At 32.6% G+C, this 18,393-nt stretch carries 10 protein-coding genes; 9 read left to right on the top strand and 1 reads right to left on the bottom strand.

Annotated features, from left to right (window positions below):
• The first annotated feature begins 26 nt into the window (after window positions 1-26).
• Both CLV91_RS00975 and CLV91_RS00970 read left to right on the top strand, forming a co-directional pair.
• Complete coding sequence (locus CLV91_RS00975) at window positions 27-1,853, top strand: cytochrome c oxidase subunit I (RefSeq protein ID WP_121063077.1); 1,827 nt, start codon at window positions 27-29, stop codon at window positions 1,851-1,853.
• A 127-nt stretch (window positions 1,854-1,980) separates the two neighbouring features.
• On the top strand, window positions 1,981-2,805 hold the full coding sequence (locus CLV91_RS00970) for a GIN domain-containing protein (protein WP_121063075.1): 825 nt from the start codon (window positions 1,981-1,983) through the stop codon (window positions 2,803-2,805).
• 35 nt (window positions 2,806-2,840) lie between these two features.
• Here the strand turns inward: CLV91_RS00970 and CLV91_RS00965 are convergent, their stop codons facing one another.
• A complete protein-coding gene (locus CLV91_RS00965) occupies window positions 2,841-5,102 on the bottom strand; it encodes an acyl-CoA dehydrogenase family protein (protein ID WP_121063073.1) in 2,262 nt (753 codons plus the stop codon).
• A 120-nt stretch (window positions 5,103-5,222) separates the two neighbouring features.
• On the opposite strand from CLV91_RS00965, the gene ruvB reads away from it, so the two are divergent.
• From ruvB to CLV91_RS00930, 7 genes are all read left to right on the top strand, one after another.
• Complete coding sequence (gene ruvB, locus CLV91_RS00960) at window positions 5,223-6,245, top strand: Holliday junction branch migration DNA helicase RuvB (protein ID WP_121063071.1); 1,023 nt, start codon at window positions 5,223-5,225, stop codon at window positions 6,243-6,245.
• Between the two features lie 21 nt (window positions 6,246-6,266).
• Window positions 6,267-7,187 (top strand): tRNA epoxyqueuosine(34) reductase QueG, encoded by a 921-nt coding sequence (gene queG / locus CLV91_RS00955; protein WP_121065612.1) that lies wholly within the window; start codon window positions 6,267-6,269, stop codon window positions 7,185-7,187.
• 113 nt (window positions 7,188-7,300) lie between these two features.
• Window positions 7,301-9,595, top strand: a complete 2,295-nt coding sequence (locus tag CLV91_RS00950) for an NADP-dependent malic enzyme (RefSeq protein ID WP_121063069.1) — start codon at window positions 7,301-7,303, stop codon at window positions 9,593-9,595.
• A gap of 121 nt (window positions 9,596-9,716) precedes the next feature.
• Window positions 9,717-10,298: a Holliday junction branch migration protein RuvA gene (gene ruvA, locus CLV91_RS00945; protein ID WP_121063067.1), complete on the top strand. Its 582-nt coding sequence runs from the start codon at window positions 9,717-9,719 to the stop codon at window positions 10,296-10,298.
• Window positions 10,299-10,303: 5 nt separating this feature from the next.
• Window positions 10,304-17,482, top strand: a complete 7,179-nt coding sequence (sov, locus tag CLV91_RS00940; protein WP_121063065.1) for a T9SS outer membrane translocon Sov/SprA — start codon at window positions 10,304-10,306, stop codon at window positions 17,480-17,482.
• A gap of 101 nt (window positions 17,483-17,583) precedes the next feature.
• Window positions 17,584-17,964: a glycine cleavage system protein GcvH gene (gcvH, locus tag CLV91_RS00935; protein ID WP_121063063.1), complete on the top strand. Its 381-nt coding sequence runs from the start codon at window positions 17,584-17,586 to the stop codon at window positions 17,962-17,964.
• Window positions 17,957-18,355, top strand: a complete 399-nt coding sequence (locus CLV91_RS00930; protein WP_170146682.1) for a VanZ family protein — start codon at window positions 17,957-17,959, stop codon at window positions 18,353-18,355. The genes gcvH and CLV91_RS00930 overlap by 8 nt, the downstream gene beginning before the upstream one ends.
• The last annotated feature ends 38 nt before the right edge of the window (window positions 18,356-18,393 follow it).

The raw sequence follows: 18,393 nt of genomic DNA, 5'->3' as shown, positions 1-18,393 counted from the left end.
ATTAATAAAAAAAATAAAGTACGATTATGTCAGCAACAGCACATGCACAAGTAGATGGTCACGAAGAGGATCATGGACATCATCATCACAAAGAAACCTTTGTAACAAAATATATATTTAGTACAGACCATAAAATGATTTCTAAGCAGTATTTAATTACTGGTTTAATCATGGGTACTATTGGTATAGCAATGTCTATTTTATTTAGAATGCAAATTGCTTGGCCAGGAGAATCTTTTCCAATATTTGAGGCTGTTTTAGGAAAATGGGCTCCAGGAGGTGTAATGGATGCTGATATTTATTTAGCATTAGTTACTATACATGGTACTATAATGGTATTCTTTGTACTTACTGCAGGTTTAAGTGGTACGTTTAGTAACTTGCTTATTCCTTTGCAAATTGGAGCTAGAGATATGGCATCTGGTTTTCTTAATATGGTGTCTTATTGGTTATTCTTTTTATCTAGTGTAATAATGGTTTGCTCTTTATTTGTAGAGGCAGGACCTGCAGCAGCTGGATGGACAATTTACCCACCATTAAGTGCATTACCTATGGCACAACCTGGTTCTGGAATGGGTATGACATTATGGTTGGTTTCTATGGCTATATTTATTGCATCTTCTTTACTTGGATCATTAAACTATATAGTTACAGTTATTAACTTACGTACAAAAGGTATGTCAATGACAAGATTGCCATTAACAATATGGGCATTCTTTGTAACAGCAATTATTGGTGTTATTTCTTTCCCAGTTCTTTTATCAGCAGCATTATTACTTATAATGGATAGAAGTTTTGGTACATCATTCTTTTTATCAGATATTTTTATTCAAGGAGAAGTTTTACATTATCAAGGAGGTTCCCCTGTTCTATATGAACACTTATTCTGGTTCTTAGGTCACCCTGAAGTATATATTGTATTATTACCTGCATTGGGTATTACATCAGAAGTTATGTCTACCAATGCTCGTAAACCAATTTTTGGGTATCGAGCTATGATTGCATCAATAATAGCAATTGCATTTTTATCTACAATTGTTTGGGGGCACCACATGTTTATTTCTGGAATGAACCCATTCTTAGGTTCCGTATTTACATTTACAACATTATTAATTGCAATACCATCTGCAGTAAAAGCATTTAATTATATAACCACACTTTGGAAAGGTAACTTACAATTAAATCCTGGAATGTTATTTTCTATTGGTTTGGTTTCTACCTTTATAACTGGAGGTTTAACAGGTATTGTTTTAGGAGATAGTACTTTAGATATTAATGTTCATGATACCTATTTTGTTGTAGCACACTTCCACTTAGTAATGGGTATATCTGCATTGTATGGTTTATTTGCTGGTGTTTATCACTGGTTCCCAAAAATGTTTGAAGGTAAGATGATGAACAAAAATTTAGGGTATGTACACTTTTGGATAACTGCAGTTTGTGCTTATGGGGTGTTCTTCCCAATGCACTTTGTTGGTATGGCAGGTGTTCCTAGAAGATATTACCAGAATACAGCATTTCCAATGTTTGATGAATTAACTGATGTACAAGTTTTAATGACGGTATTTGCAATAATTGCTGCAGGAGCGCAATTAATATTCTTATACAATTTTGTTAATAGCATTTTTAATGGTAAAAAAGGTTCTTTAAATCCATGGAGTTCAAATACATTAGAATGGACTACTCCACATGAACATTTTCATGGAAACTGGCATGGTCCAATTCCAGAAGTTCATCGTTGGGCTTATGATTATAGTAAGGTAGATGCAAATGGAGAGTATATTATTCCTGGACAAGATTTTGTTCCGCAAACTGTACCTTTACAGCCAGATGAAGAAGAAATGCATCACTAATTAGTTTTGTATTAAAAATAGTAAAGTCTAACTTTTATAGTTAGACTTTTTTTTTGGACTTATTTTAAATGTATATGGCTTTTTTGTAATATCTTACAGTTACCATTAACGCTAAAATTTATCTATAATGAAAAGAATATTAATTGGCACATTATTATTTTTTTGTGCTTATACCTATGCACAACGTAAACCTAAAATAAAAGGGAATAAGAATGTAATTGATGTTGTCCAAGACCTACCCTCGTTTACAGAAATAGAATTAAATGATGACTTAGATATTACTTTAAAAAGAGGAGATGTTGAAGGGTATAGCATTACAGCTGATGATAATTTAATTGATGTTTTAAAATTTCGAGTAGTAAACGGAACACTTAAAATTAGTTCTTTTTATAAAATCACAAGAAAAAAGAAATTAGATATTATTGTAAGTTTTGTAGAATTGGATGCTATTGTTATGAGAGGAGGAAGAATACGAATGGAGGATATTGTAGAGTCTGAAGAACTTTATGTAAATACTTATGAAAATTCTAAATTAGAACTAAATGCACAATCTCCTTATGTAGATATTAATATGGAGGACAATAGTTCTGGTAATTTTAACATAGATAGTGATTCACTACAAATAAATTTAAAAGACCGTATAGATGTTTCTATTTATTCTACAAGTTCTACAAATTCAATTTTTATGACAGATACATCTTCTGCTAAAATGGATGGTACTACAGATGTTTTGAAAGTAAAACTTTTAGGGTCTTCTAACTTAAAAGCAGAGAAGCTTCAGGCAAGTGCTGTTTCGGTCACTTTATCTGAATCTCCTAGTGCAAGAGTTTATGCATCAGATACTATAGAATTATCTTCATCCGGGTCTTCTAAGACTTATTTTTATGGAGATGGTAAAATGGTACTATTAGATTTTTTAGATACCTCAGAATTGCATAAAAAAAAGGATTAATTTTATGCAATAACCTAATTGTAACTGCTCCGATTTTATTTACTAATCGGAGCAGTTAAGCAATGTTCTGGTATTCCAAAACCATCTATAAGGGTATTTATATGAGGTCTTAACTCTGTACTAAGTCTTTCCACGCGTTGTCGTATTGCCTTTGATTTTGTGGCTCCTATATAGCTTTGTTCTAAATACCAACTTGCATCAATTCTTATTTCATGTAACGCATATAAAACACCTAGTTTTTTAAATAGGTCTGCATATTTTTCATCTTTAATTATACTAATAGAAGTATAGTAAGCTTCGTAAGCTTTTGCTATGCTATAGGCTTTTCCTAAGCTTATTAAATGTGTTTGTACTTTTAAAAAAGCTTGATAAGATGGTACGCCTTTTTTAATATACCCTTGTATGCGTTTTGCAATAGAATACGTTAATCTTCTTGTTCTATAGTTTAGAGCATTTTTATGAAATTCTGGATCATATAAATGATCTTTATCTACTTTGTTAGTGTACAAAGGATTAGCAGTAGTAACGCTATCATTTATTTGGTTACTTAATAGTTTTAAAACAGATAAAAAACCAGCACTATTAAACTCTGCCTTAAAATCGGATAACACCCCTTTTGCTGCTAATTGTAGTAAAACTGTGTTATCTCCTTCAAAAGTTGTGAAAATGTCCACATCATTCTTTAAATCGGCTATTCTGTTCTCTATTAGGTATCCTTTTCCTCCACAAGCTTCTCTACATTCTTGGATAGTAGCATTGGCATACCATGTTATAATCGATTTTAAACCTGCAGCTTGTGTTTCTACTTTTCTTTTGTCAGAAGCTTCATTACAATACTCATACATCATTTTGTCTAAAGTAAAATGATATACATACGCTTTAGCTACTAAAGGGATTAATCGTAACTGGTGTGATGGATAATCCATCAACAAATCTTCCTGCATTTTTTTATTGTCATTAAACTGCCTTCTTTGTAAAGCATGTTTTATAGCAATTGTTAATGCCATTTTTGCACCACCTAAACCAGCTCTGGCAACACAAATTCTTCCGCCAACAAGGGTTCCAAGCATGGTAAAAAATCTTTTATTAGGATTTTCAATCTTAGAATAATAAGAACCGTCATTTGTAATAGAGCCATATTTGTCTAATAAATTGTCTTTTGGTACGGCAACTTGGTTAAACCATATTTTGCCATTGTCTACACCATTAAGCCCTAATTTGTACCCATTGTCAACCACATTTATTCCTGGTAGTAAGTTGTGGTTTTTATCTCTTAGAGGAACAAGAATAGCATGCACGCCTTCATTTTTTCCATTTACAATAAGTTGTGCAAAAACAGAAGCCATTTTCGAATCTAAAGCATTTCCTATATATTCTTTGTTGTCAATTTTACCAGGGGTGTGTATAGTTATCTGGTTTGATTTTTTGTCATACGTTGCAGTTGTTTTTACGCCTCTTACATTAGAGCCATGTCCAGTTTCTGTCATTGCAAAACACCCTAATAAAGATGCTTCTCCTGTGTTTTTTAGATATAAATCATGATGCTTTTTTGTGCCAAGTTTTTGAATACTTCCGCCAAATAATCCAAATTGAACACCAAATTTAATGGCCATACTGCCATCTACATACATCATGTGTTCAAAAATTGCAGCGTAACCTTCCATGTCTTCGGTTCCATTATAAACTCTAGGGTATGCCATTGCTCCATACCCTTTATTTGCAAGATGTTTTACCTGTTCTAAAACTTTTTTTCTGTGTGTGCTTTTATCGCGAATAGTTTCCCAGTTAAATATTGTAGCAGATAAATCTTTTCTAAAAGTATCAACCACTTTGGCTTGTTTGCCTTTTAAAATAGAATCTATTATTGCACTGTCATATTCTTTAGATGTTTTGTTAGTACTTATTTTAACCTCAAATAAATGATTGTAGTGGTTGGGTTGCATGCCTAGATTAACCTCTATTTTTTTAAGACTTTCGTTAAATGAGCTATCGGAAAAGTAGGAAGCAGTTACTTTTTGACTAAAAAAAGTTAGTGGATAAGACTCATTTTCTATTATTTTAATTTTAGATGCATCAATAATTTGCTTCCAAATTTTAACTTCTTTGTCTTTAAGAGAGTTTTCATTTTTTAACCAAGAAAGTAGTAGTTCTTTTTCTTGGTCCTCAAGCGTTGTATCTTCTTCTAAAGCATGTTTCACAACATTAATCTCAGAAACAGATAATAAATCATCTGCCCAAATAATATAAAAAAAAGGAAGGTATTGCGTTACGCCTTTAGAGTATTGTATATTTTTCATGAAATGAATTTACGATAATAATTAAATACTTTTTTATGGTTATTTAAAAAATTAGAATGTTATGATAGTTGTTAATTCTATTGAGTTATTAGCATTTGATTTTTGCTATCTTTGTTTACTATGAACGAAAATTTGGATCCAACTACTGGTAATTTTTCTTCGGAAGAGTTTGATATAGAAAGAGCTTTAAGGCCGGTTACTTTTAATGATTTTACTGGGCAGGAACAGGTTCTAGAGAATCTTAAGATTTTTGTGGAAGCAGCTAACCAAAGAGGAGAAGCGTTGGATCATACTTTATTTCATGGTCCTCCGGGATTAGGAAAAACAACTTTGGCTCATATTTTAGCAAATGAACTTGGTGTGGGTATAAAAATTACATCGGGTCCTGTGTTAGATAAACCAGGAGATTTAGCTGGTTTGTTAACAAATTTAGAAGAACGAGATGTCTTGTTTATTGATGAAATTCATAGATTAAGCCCAATTGTAGAAGAATACTTGTATTCTGCAATGGAAGATTATAAGATTGATATTATGATTGAAACTGGGCCAAATGCACGAACAGTACAAATAAACTTAAATCCGTTTACTTTAATAGGGGCAACTACAAGGTCTGGTTTACTTACAGCACCTATGCGTGCTCGTTTTGGAATTCAAAGTAGGTTGCAATATTACTCTACAGAGTTATTATCTACCATCGTAGAACGAAGTTCAGAAATTTTAAACGTACCTATAACTAATGAAGCAGCTATAGAAATTGCAGGCAGAAGTAGAGGTACACCAAGAATATGTAATTCCCTTTTAAGAAGGGTAAGAGATTTTGCGCAAATTAAAGGTAATGGTAGTATAGATATTGCTATTTCTAAGTTTAGCCTAAAAGCATTAAATGTAGATGCACATGGTTTAGATGAAATGGATAATAAAATACTAACTACCATTATTGATAAATTTAAAGGTGGTCCGGTAGGAATTTCTACTATTGCAACGGCAGTTTCTGAAAGCCCTGAAACAATAGAGGAAGTGTATGAACCTTTTTTAATACAACAAGGTTTTATAATGCGTACTCCAAGAGGAAGAGAAGTTACCGAGCAAGCCTATAAACATCTAGGTAGAATAAAAGGAAATATTCAAGGAGGATTGTTTTAGAAATTAGTAATAGCACTTTTGATAGATATAAAAGAAAAGCATAGTGCATTAATTAAAGAAGAAGCCAAGCGCCTTGGTTTTCTTTCTTGCGGTATATCTAAGGCAGATTTTTTAGAAGAAGAAGCTCCTCGGTTAGAAAAATGGTTGCAAGAGAATAGACATGGGCAAATGCAATACATGGAAAACCATTTTGATAAACGTTTAGATCCACGTTTATTAGTAGAAGGTTCCAAATCTGTAGTTTCTTTATTGCTCAATTACTTTCCAGAAGAACAGCAAAATACAAATTCCTATAAAATTTCTAAATATGCGTATGGTAACGATTACCATCATGTAATAAAATCTAAACTTAAGGAACTTCAGAATTTTATTAACACAGAAATAGGAGAAGTTGGGGGTAGAGCTTTTGTAGATTCTGCTCCTGTTTTGGATAAAGCTTGGGCAGCAAAAAGTGGTTTAGGTTGGATTGGGAAGCATAGTAATTTGTTAACCCAGCAAGTAGGTTCTTTTTATTTTATAGCAGAACTAATTTTAGATATTGATTTGGCTTATGATGCTAAAGTAACTGATCATTGCGGTACCTGTACGGCATGTATAGATGCTTGCCCAACACAGGCAATAGTAGAGCCATATAAAGTAGATGGTAGTAAGTGTATATCGTACTTAACAATAGAGTTGAAGAATGAAATGCCATCAGAGTTTCAGAACAAAATGGATGATTGGATGTTTGGGTGCGATGTTTGTCAAGATGTTTGTCCTTGGAATAGATTTTCAAAACCGCATTCAGAACCATTATTTAATCCGCATCCTGAATTGCTAAGTATGAATAAAAAGGACTGGGAAGAAGTTACAGAGGATGTGTTTAAAAAAGTCTTTCAAAAATCGGCAGTGAAAAGAACTAAATTTTCAGGGCTTCAAAGAAATATAAAATTCCTTAAGTAATTACAGGGGCTAACTTGTAATTACTCGTTTTCAAAAAAATTAATATACTTAACTAATATTTAAGCATTAAAAATAAAAGAATACACTTAAATTTGTAGTTCTAAACTTTAGGTATGAGTAAACAAAGAAATAGAAGAGAAGCATTAATATATCATGCAAAGCCAATTCCTGGTAAAATAAAAGTTGTTCCTACAAAACCTTATACAACCCAGAGAGATTTAGCACTTGCGTATTCTCCTGGTGTTGCAGAACCATGTTTAGAAATAGAGAAGGATAAGAATAATGCTTATAAATATACAGCAAAAGGAAATTTAGTAGCAGTAATATCTAACGGTACTGCAGTTTTAGGGTTGGGTAACATTGGTCCAGAAGCATCCAAACCAGTAATGGAAGGGAAAGGATTGCTTTTTAAGATTTTTGCAGATATTGATGTTTTTGATATTGAAGTAGATACCGAAAATGTGGAGGAGTTTATACAAACCGTAAAAAATATAGCACCTACATTTGGAGGAATAAATTTAGAGGATATAAAAGCTCCAGAAGCTTTTGAGATAGAGAGAAGATTAAAAGAGGAGTTAGATATTCCTGTAATGCATGATGATCAGCATGGAACTGCAATTATTTCTGCAGCAGCTTTATTAAATGCATTAGAGCTTACAGGAAGAAAAATTGAAGAGGCTCGTATTGTTGTAAGTGGTGCTGGAGCGGCAGCAGTGTCTTGTACAAGATTGTATAAGGCTTTTGGTGCAAGTGCAGAGAATATTGTAATGTTAGATAGTAAAGGGGTAATTCGTAAAGACCGTGAGAATTTAACAAAAGAAAAGTTAGAGTTTGCATCGGACCGTAAAATAGATACGTTAACAGAAGCAATGGTAGGTGCAGATGTTTTTGTTGGTCTTTCTATAGCAGATATAGTAGATCCTAAAATGTTGCTTTCTATGGCAAAGAATCCTATAGTTTTTGCAATGGCAAATCCAAATCCAGAAATAGGGTATGATTTAGCTTGTAGAACAAGGGAAGATGTGGTTATGGCAACCGGTAGATCAGACCATCCTAACCAAGTAAATAATGTGCTAGGCTTTCCTTTTATTTTTAGAGGAGCTTTAGATGTTAGGGCAACTAAGATTAATGAGGCTATGAAAATGGCTGCTGTAAAAGCGTTGGCAGATTTAACAAAAGAACCTGTTCCAGAGCAAGTAAATATTGCTTATGGAAAAACACGATTAGCTTTTGGTAAGGATTATATAATTCCAAAACCTTTTGATCCAAGATTAATTTCCGAAATACCACCAGCAGTAGCAAAAGCAGCAATAGAAAGTGGAGTTGCTAGAGAACCAATAGAAGATTGGGATCGTTATAGAGAAGAGCTTTTACAACGTTCTGGAAGTGATAATAAAATAGTAAGATTATTGCATGATCGTGCTAGAAGAAATCCTAAGCGAATTGTTTTTGCTGAAGCAGAACATTTAGATGTTTTAAAAGCAGCCCAAATTTCTTATGATGAAGGAATAGCTATTCCAATTTTATTGGGAAGAAAAGAAATTATTAATGAGCTGAAAAAGGAATTAGAGTTTGATGCTGATATAGAAATAATTGACCCAAAACTAGATGAAGCTCAAGAAAAAAGAGAGCTTTATGCTAAAACTTATTTTGAGAAAAGACAGCGAAATGGTGTAGGTATGTATGGGGCTCTAAGAAAAATGAGAGAACGTACGTATTATGGCTCTATGATGGTTGTAGTAGGAGATGCAGATGGGATGGTTACAGGCTATTCACGTGCATACCCTTCTGTTGTAAAACCTATTTTTGAGATAATTGGTAGAGCGGCTAATGTTAAAAGAGTATCTACTGTACATATTATGGATACAAAAAGAGGGCCAATGTTTTTAGCAGATACCTCTATAAACATAGATCCAAACGCAGAAGAACTTGCAGAAATTACACAAATGACAGCTAACGTAGCAACTACATTTGGTTTTACTCCAGTAATTGCAATGCTTTCCTATGCAAACTTTGGGTCTTCTGTTAATCCAAAAGCTAAAAAAGTAAAAGAGGCTGTTAGTATGCTGCATCAATCTAATCCAGATTTAATTGTAGATGGAGAAATTCAAACTGATTTTGCACTAAATAAGGAGTTGTTAGAAAGCAAATTTCCATTTTCAAAATTAGCTGGAAAAAAAGTAAACACGCTAATTTTCCCAAACTTAGAATCCGCAAACATTACGTATAAGTTATTAAAAGAGCTTAATGGTGCAGATTCTATAGGCCCAATTGTAGTTGGTTTAAAAAAAGCAGTTCATATTGTGCAACTTGGAGCTAGTGTAGATGAGATTGTAAATATGACAGCAGTTACTGTAATAGACGCTCAGGAAAGAGAGAAAAGAAAACAAGCAAAACAAGTAGAATAAATAGAGTAAACTACCTTGGGGCAATCCCGCAAGGCATTTATTTGGAAACTAATTTTGATTTCGAGGCAAGCCTCGGAGCATTTAAATCTCGATTATCGAGTAAAAAGTTAATACATAGTTTATGATTACGCATTTAAATGGAAAATTAATAGAGAAAAATCCAACTTATGTAATAATAGAATGTGCAGGAGTTGGGTATTTTGTAAACATATCTTTACATACATTTTCTAAAATTACCGATGCAGAAAACATTAGGCTATTAACACATTTACAAATTAAAGAAGATTCCCACACCTTGTATGGGTTTGTAGAAAAGTCCGAGAGAGAAATATTTAGATTGTTATTATCTGTTTCGGGAATTGGTTCTAGTACAGCAAGAACCATGTTGTCCTCATTAGAACCTTTGCAATTAAGAAATGCTATTGCTAATGGAGATGTGGCTTTAATACAGTCTGTAAAGGGGATTGGAGCAAAAACTGCTCAACGAGTTATTTTAGATCTTAGAGATAAGATTTTGAAAGTTTATGATATAGACGAAGTTTCCACCAGTTCAAACAATACAAATAAAGATGAAGCGTTATCTGCTTTAGAGGTTCTTGGATTTGTCAGAAGACAAGCAGAAAAAGTGATTGACAAAATCATGACCCAAGATCCTACACTTAGCGTAGAGAACATTATAAAACTTGCGCTTAAAAATTTGTAAAAAGTTTGAAACAAGGGGCAAAAAAAAATCTTAAATTATCATTTAAGTTTGCTTTCCTATTTGTTTTGTTTTTTGGAACAGTTACAACAACTGTTGCGCAGGACAATACAGGGGAAACAGCTAATGAGCAACAGGTAGATTCTGTGAAAACAGGATTTGATTTGGGTAAAATTTTACTTGAAAACCCAGAAAGTATAGTCTCTAAGTATATTTATGATACAGAACTAGATCGTTATGTTTATAATGAAAGTATTGGAGATTTTGATATAGGGTACCCAATAATACTTACTCCTGCAGAATATTTAGAATTAGTAAAAAGAGAAGGCATTAAGTCTTACTTCAAAGAAAAATCAGATGCCTTTGCGGGTAAAAAAGCAGGGAGCAAAGAGGCTAAGAAAAACTTACTTCCGGTTTTTTATAAAGACAATAAATTTTTTCAATCCATATTTGGAGAAGGTGGTATAGAGGTAATACCACAAGGTTCTGTGGCAATGGATTTGGGCGTTATTTGGCAAAAAAATGATAACCCATCTTTATCGCCAAGAAATAGAACAAACTTATCTTTTGATTTTGATCAGCGTATTAGTTTAAGTATGCTTGGAAAAATTGGAGAGCGTTTACAAGTAACAGCAAATTACGATACCGAGGCAACTTTTGATTTTCAGAATATTGTAAAATTAGATTACACACCAACCGAAGATGATATTATACAATCTATAGAAGTTGGTAATGTAAATATGCCTTTAAATAGTTCATTAATAACTGGAGCACAAAGTTTATTTGGTGTAAAAACGCAGTTGCAGTTTGGTAAAACTAGAGTAACCGCAGTTTTTTCAGAACAACGTTCGCAAAATAATACCGTTGTAGCGCAAGGCGGTGGTACCGTAAATGAATTTTCTATTACGGCTTTAGATTATGATGAGGATAAGCACTTTTTCTTATCACACTATTTTAGAGATAATTATGATGAAGCTTTAGAAAATTACCCATACATACGTAGTCAAATACAAATAACTCGTTTAGAAGTTTGGGTAACTAATCGTAGCCAACAAACATTAAATGTTAGAAATGTTGTAGCAATACAGGATTTAGGGGAAGCTTTGGAGGATAAAACAAGAATTGGTTCTCAAAATGGAGATCCATCTGGGTTTTTTAATAACCCTAGTAATAGACTGCCTAGGAATGATGCCAATGATTATAACCCTATGGCAATAGGTTCTGGTGCTTTAACAGAATCTATTAGAGATATAGCAACGGTAGAAGCTGGTTTTAATGTTCCAGGCTATCAAGTAAATCAGGGATTTGATTATGCTATTTTAGAAAATGCTAGAAAATTAGAACCTAATAGAGATTATGAGTATAATACACAGTTAGGGTATATTTCTTTAAATCAAAGACTTAGTAATGATGAAGTTTTAGGGGTAGCATTTCAATACACCTATAACGGAGAAGTGTATCAAGTTGGGGAATTTGCAAATGGTGGTGTAGATGCAACAACAGTATCTGGAGGAGTAAACCCAATAATAGAAAATAATACGTTAGTTCTTAAATTATTAAAAAGTAATATTACCAATATTACAGACCCTATTTGGGATTTAATGATGAAAAATATTTATGCTACTGGAGCATATAGATTAAGTCAGGAAGATTTTAAAATGAATATTTTATATTCAGACCCTACACCAAGAAACTATATTACACCAGTAGAACCTTTTCCAGCTCCAATTAATGGAAATAAAGATTTACAAGAAAGAATATTATTAGATGTGTTTAATTTAGATAGATTAAATACGTATAATGATGTCCAAAAAGGTGGGGATGGTTTCTTTGATTTTATCCCAGGTTTAACAGTAGACACAGAGAGTGGTAGAATAATTTTTACAAAAGTAGAACCATTTGGAGAGTTTTTGTTTGAAGAATTAGGAAGCGGAGATTATACAGATGAAAATTCATTTAATCAAAACCAAGAAAAATATGTCTTTAAAGACATGTATGAGTTAACTAAAGCAGCTGCACTTCAAGATCCAGAAAAAAATAAATTCTTATTAAAAGGGCGTTATAAATCGGAAGGTAATAATGGTATTCCTATTGGAGCTTTTAATGTGCCTAGAGGTTCTGTTCGTGTAACCGCTGGTGGTCGTCAATTACAAGAAGGAATAGATTATACCGTAAATTATCAAGCAGGTACCGTACAAATTTTAGATCCAAGTTTAGAGGCATCAAACACGCCAATAAATATTTCTGTAGAAAATAATGCAGTATTTGGACAACAAACTAGAAGGTTTACTGGTGTAAACGTAGAACATCAATTTAATAAGAACTTTGTTTTAGGGGGTACATTTTTAAATTTAAATGAAAGACCGTTAACGCAAAAATCTAATTATGGTGTAGAGCCAGTTAACAATACTATTTTTGGGTTAAATGGGAATTTCTCTACAGAAGTTCCTTTCTTAACTAGAATGGTAAATAAGCTTCCAAATATAGATACCGATGTTCCTTCCAATGTTTCTATGCGTGCAGAAATAGCTTGGTTAAAACCAAACTCGCCAAAGAATGCAGATTTTCAAGGAGAAACTACCACTTATTTAGATGATTTTGAAGGAGCGCAAGCTTTAATAGACATTAGAGCATCCTTAGGATGGACACTTGCTAGTACACCTTTAGAATTTGGGGAAGTTGAAAATGTAAGGTTGTATGGTTCTGGAGTTACAGATCCTGATAACCTTTTAAATGGTCATGGTAGAGCAAAAATGGCATGGTATACTATTGATCCAATTTTTTATACAAACCAAAGACCTTCTGGCATTAGTGATAGTGATTTATCTACAAACCCTACTCGTAGAGTTTTTATAGATGAAGTTTTTCCAGAGACGGATCAAGCGCAAGGACAAACTAGAGTGCAAAGTACTTTAGATATGGCATATTATCCTGATGATAAAGGGCCATATAATAATAATCCAGATTTTAATGCAGAAAACCCTGCAGATAAATGGGCGGGAATTATGCGTTCTTTAAGTAGTACAGATTTTGAGCAGTCTAATGTAGAATTCGTTCAATTTTGGGTGTTAGATCCATATGTAGATGGTATCGCTACAAGTCCTGGAGAGTTAGTTTTAAATTTAGGGAATATATCGGAAGATGTATTAAGAGATGGTAAAAAGCAATATGAAAATGGTTTGCCAGATACAAATAATACAGAGTCTACAGCTCCTACTTCCTGGGGAGAAGTTCCGCAAACACAAGCTTTGGTTTATGCGTTTGATGCCGAAGAGGCTAATAGAGCTATACAAGATGTTGGTTTTGATGGTTTAAGCGATACTAATGAAGGTACTGTTTTTAGTAATAATTCAGGTAATGACCCTGCATTAGATAATTATCAATATTATTTAAATAGAGAAGGTAGTATTTTAGAGCGTTATTTAAATTTTAATAACCCAGATGGTAACTCTCCTGTAGGTGTTTCTAATACCAATAGAGGTTCTACAACTTTACCAGATGTAGAAGATATAGATAGAGATTTAACCATGAATACGGTAAATAGCTACTATGAATATAGAATAGAGATAAAACCTAACACTTCTGTTAATGATAAATACGTAACGGATATAAAAGAAGGGGTTACTCCAGAATTACCAGATGGTACTAATTTAAATCGTAGATGGATTCAATATAAAATTCCATTAAGTGATTTTTCGGAAGCTGTTGGGGGTATTAATGATTTTAGGTCTGTTAGTTTTATGCGTATGTATATGACTGGCTTTACAAGTCCAACTGTATTGCGTTTTGCTACCTTAGATTTAGTTCGTGGCGATTGGCGTACGTATACAAAATCTTTACAAGAAGATGATATTGATAATAATGCAGCAGATGACGGTACAATAATAGATGTAAATACAGTAAATGTAGAAGAGAATAGTACAAGAAACCCTATACCTTATGTGTTGCCTCCAGGTGTAGTAAGGGAACAATTAAATAATAACAATACTATTATCCGTCAGAACGAACAGTCCTTGTCTTTTAAAGTTGAAAATTTAGAGTCGGAAGATTCTAGAGGTGTTTTCAAAAACTTAAATATAGATATCCGTCAGTATAAAAAACTTAAAATGTTTATGCATGCGGAGAAAATTAATGATGGAGATTACTCTGATAATGCTACGCCACTAGTTGGTTTTTTAAGAATAGGTACAGATTTTTCTGAGAATTACTATCAAATAGAACTACCGTTACAGTTTACACCTTTTAACGCAACATCGGAAAGCGAAATTTGGCCAGATGTTAATCAATTAGAAGTTTCTGTTAGCGATTTAAATAAAATAAAATCAGAATTAATAGCAAGCGGTAATTTTAACGAAGCACAATATTTTGAAGTAGAAAATGGCACTATAATTCCAACAACAGAATTTGCGCCAAGAACGTTAGGAAGAATACGTGTTGGTATAAAAGGAAATCCATCTTTAGGTAGTATACGTTCCATGATGGTAGGTATAAAAAACTTAGATAATTTAAGAGCACGTGGAGAAGTATGGTTTAATGAACTTCGTTTAGCTGGTTTAGATAATAATGGAGGTTGGGCTGCTGTAGCTGCCGTAGATGCTAATATTGCAGACTTTGCTAATGTATCTGCTACAGGTAGCAGAAGTACTTCTGGTTTTGGTGCAGTAGACCAAATGCCAAATGAAAGAGCTAGAGAAGATGCTATTTCTTATGACGTAGTTACAAATGTGAATGTAGGGCAATTACTTCCAAAAAAATGGGGAATTCAAGTTCCTTTTAATTATGGAATATCAGAACAACTAGTTACTCCAGAGTTTGATCCTGTTTATGATGATTTAAAGTTAGATGATTTAGTAGATGCTGCAGATACAGAGCAACAAGCAGATGATCTTTTAGAACAAGCAGAAGATTATACAAAACGTACAAGTATTAACTTAATAGGTGTTCGTAAAAATAGAGGAGAAGAAGCAGATGCTAATTTTTATGATATTGAAAATTTTACATTTAACTATTCTTATAACGAAACAAACCATAGAGATTTTGAAATTTCAGAATTAAGAGATCAAAACGTTAATACAGGTTTTGTTTACAATCACAATTTTAAACCAGTCGAGGTAGCACCTTTTAAAAAGAAAGACTCTTTGTTTAATGGAAAGTATTTTCAGTGGTTAAAAGATCTGAACTTAAATCTTTTGCCAAGTAGTATATCCGTGAACTCTAATATTAATAGGCAGTTTAATAAACAGCGTTTTAGAGATGTATTAGAGGAAGGTGTAGATAAATTAGAGTTGCCAGAATTACAACAAAGAAATTATCAATTTAACTGGCAATATGCTGTAAATTATAGTTTAACAAAATCACTTAGATTAAATTTAACGGGTTCTAATAATAGTATTGTTCGTAATTATTTTGAAGAAGAAGGTAATCCAGATTCTAGAATAGACGAAACTTTAGAATTATGGGATGGTTTCTTTGATATAGGAGAACCAAATAGACATGCACAAGAAATGCAATTGAATTATGAAATTCCATTCAATAAGATTCCTGCATTAGATTTTATTAGTGCACAGTATAGTTACACCAGTAATTTTGATTGGCAGCGCGGTGGTGATGCCTTGGCAGAAGTAGCTTCAGATGCATTAGGCTACCAAGCTTCAATTAACACAATTCAAAATGCAAATACACATAACCTTACAGCGTCTTTAACTATGCAGAAGTTCTATGACCTTTTAGGACTTAAGAAGCGAACAGGTAAGGCATCTGCAAAAAATGCACTTGCAAGAAAAGATAAAGCAGGAAATACAAAGGATACTAAAAAGGAAAAAGGAAAAACAAGTGGTTTGTTTAATACAGCTGTAGATGTTTTGACTATGGTGAAGCGTTTAAATATAAATTACAATGAGAGTAATGGTAAAGTGCTTCCAGGATATACACAATCTATAGGATTTATAGGAACAACAAGACCATCTATAGGATTTATTTTTGGTAGTCAAGCAGATGTTCGTTTTGAGGCTGCTCGTAATGGTTGGTTAACTCCTTTTCAAGAATTTAATGAACAATACGTAGAGCGAACAAATAAGCAGCTAAATATTACCGCGACAGCACAGCCAATAAAAGATTTAACAATAGATTTATCTGCAGATAGGCAATATTCTAATAGTTATCAAGAAAGTTTTCAAGTTAATGATTTAGGGAACGGAGATTATCAATATGAAAACTTATTAGGAAATAATTTTGGAAACTTTAGTATATCAACCATAATGATTGGTACTGCTTTTGGAAAAAGTGATGAGTTTGATTCAGAGACATTCCAAGAGTTTAAACAAAATAGAATAACAGTTGCTAATAGGTTGGTTAGTGATCGTGGAGAAACAATTGGAGCAGTAGATGCAGATGGTTTTCCAGAGCGTTATGGTAAAACACAGCAAGAAGTGTTGTTGCCAGCTTTCTTTGCAGCATATACTGGGCAAAAAGTAGATAGAGTAAATTTAGATGCTTTTAGGTCTATTCCTATCCCAAATTGGAATCTTAAGTATACTGGTTTAATGCGCAACAAATGGTTTAAAAAGAAATTTAAACGTTTCTCATTAAGTCATGGGTATAGAGCTTCGTATAGTATAAACTCTTTTCAGACCAATTTAGAAAAGCAAAATGGGAATATAAATTTAGAAAATGGAGATGTATTGCCAGATAATATTATTAGTAATGTGGTTTTAACAGATCAGTTTAATCCATTAATGCGAGTAGATTTTGAAATGAAAAATTCGGTTAGTGTACTAGCAGAAATACGTACAGATAGAGCGCTCTCTCTAAGTTTTGATAATAATTTACTGACCGAGATAAATGGAAAAGAATATACAGTTGGTTTAGGCTACAGAATTAAAGATGTAAAATTTGTAACTAATATAGGAGGAGAAAAAACAAGGCTTAAAGGAGATTTAAACCTTAAAGCAGATGTAACTTTAAGAGATAATATTACAATTATAAGAAACCTAGATATAGATAATAACCAAATTACTTCAGGGCAAAATTTATTATCTATAAAATTTACGGCAGATTATGCATTAAGTAAGAGTTTAAATGCATTATTCTTTTATGACCATTCATTCTCTCAGTTTGCAGTTTCTACAGCATTCCCGCAAACAACTATAAACGCCGGGTTTACACTTAGGTATAATTTTGGAAACTAAGTTGTAATAGCTCTATAGAAATTAGCTTAACTAAGTCGCTTATTTTTTTGAATACTGTTATAGAATCTGTTACATTTGTTTTGCTAATTAAAATATATATTATGAATTTACCATCGGAATTAAAATATACAAAAGATCACGAGTGGGTTACTATAGAAGGAGATGTTGCTACAGTAGGTATAACAGATTTTGCGCAAGGAGAACTTGGTGATATTGTTTATGTTGAGGTAGAAACACTGGACGAAACTTTAGATAAAGATGAAGTTTTTGGAACTGTAGAGGCAGTTAAAACTGTATCCGATTTATTTTTACCATTAAGTGGAGAGATAATAGCTTTTAATGAAGGTTTAGAAGAAGAGCCAGAAAAAGTTAATACAGATCCTTACGGAGAAGGTTGGATGATTAAAATAAAAATATCAGATGCTTCTCAAATAGAGGAGTTATTAAGTGCAGATGCTTATAAAGAGTTAGTTAGTGCTTAAAAAAAGTATATATAGAATTTTATTTATAAGCTGGATGATGTTAGTAACATTTGCCAGCTTATTTTCTTTTTCAGAGAGTAGTACTCCAAAAATAAGTATCCCTCATTTTGATAAAGTAGTACACTTTGGATTTTATTTTGGAGCTGTTGTTTTAGGTGTTTTTGCAATAAGGGAACATACACAAGGAAATACAGCTCTAAATAAAGGAGTGTTTTGGATGATTTTTTTTGCAATTATTTTTGGCATAGTTATTGAGATTTTACAATTAACATATACTTCTGATAGACAGGGAGATGTGTTAGATGTTTTAGCAAATAGTTTTGGCGCAATTTGTGGAGGAATAGCAATAAAAAGTTATTTTTCTAAGAAATGGGCGTTAAAATGGAAATAGTATTTGCATTTCTATTAAAATATTAGTTAAATTAGCAA

Origin of the sequence: Maribacter vaceletii, assembly GCF_003634105.1 — a bacterium.
Classification (GTDB): domain Bacteria; phylum Bacteroidota; class Bacteroidia; order Flavobacteriales; family Flavobacteriaceae; genus Maribacter_B; species Maribacter_B vaceletii.
This window is presented reverse-complemented; position numbering and strand designations above follow the sequence as displayed.